The sequence below is a fragment of the Companilactobacillus halodurans genome (assembly GCF_009600985.1).
Lineage (GTDB): Bacteria > Bacillota > Bacilli > Lactobacillales > Lactobacillaceae > Companilactobacillus > Companilactobacillus halodurans.
On sequence record NZ_VDFP01000305.1, the window covers coordinates 1 to 1,002 of the forward strand.

Below are 1,002 nucleotides of genomic sequence, written 5' to 3' on the forward strand. Positions count from 1 at the left end.
TCTTTTCCACTTAAACCAACGTAACTGGCAATTGCAGCATAGTCTGAATCTGCTCTGAAGCTTTCATATGCAGGCCACATTGTCATCTTTGTTGGTTGTTCAAAGTTATAGTTAATAACTTGTGGCAAAGCTATGATTGAGGCTAAACCATGGTTGATACCATAGACGTTTGTCAATGCATCAGTAATTGAGTGAGCTACACCAGCAAAGGCATTTCCGTATGAAAGTCCAGCTAGTGTTGAAGCATTGTGCATTTCAGCTTGAGCATCCTTATCACCGGCTACAGCTTTCTCTAAGTTATCAAAGACTAACTTAATAGCTTGAAGTGCTGATGGTCTTGTGTAATCTGATGCCATATTAGCAACGTATGATTCAATAGCATTATTCAATACATCCATACCAGATTCAGCCATGATGTCTTTTGGCATTGTTTCAACAAATTGTGAATCAATGATAGCAACATCAGGGGTCAATGCATAATCAGCGATTGGGTACTTAGTCCCGGTCTTGGTATCGATGATTGAACTAAATGGTGTAACTTGTCCACCGTTACCAAAGGTAGTTGGAATGGCAACAAATTGAGCTTTTTCAGGCTTAGGGAACTTGTAAGTACGTTTTCTAATATCAATGAATCCTTGTTTGGCACCAAAGAGATCGACATCAGGGTGTTCATAGAAGAGCCACATATCTTTGGCTGTTTCCATAGTCTTGCCGCCACCTAAAGCAATAATTGTATCAGGTTTGAACAAGTTCATTTGTGTCACACCACGTTGAACGATATCAGTTGTCACAATGTTATCAACATCTGAGAACATTGAATATTCAACGTTAACTTTACTACGTTTCAATTCATCAGTAATTGTATCAACGTAACCTAATTGAACCATGACAGGATCACAGACGATAAAGGCTCTCTTCATACCTTCAAGGTCCTCTAAGTAACGGACTGATGTCTTTTCATAGTAAACTCTTGGTTGTTTAATCCATTGCATATTATTTCTC

1 protein-coding gene is annotated in these 1,002 nt (G+C 38.6%); it reads right to left on the reverse strand.

Features of this window, described 5'->3' with window-relative positions; genetic code table 11:
* Positions 1-1,002 (reverse strand): iron-containing alcohol dehydrogenase (locus FHL06_RS14345; RefSeq protein WP_153387347.1); only part of this gene is annotated, 1,002 nt, incomplete at both ends.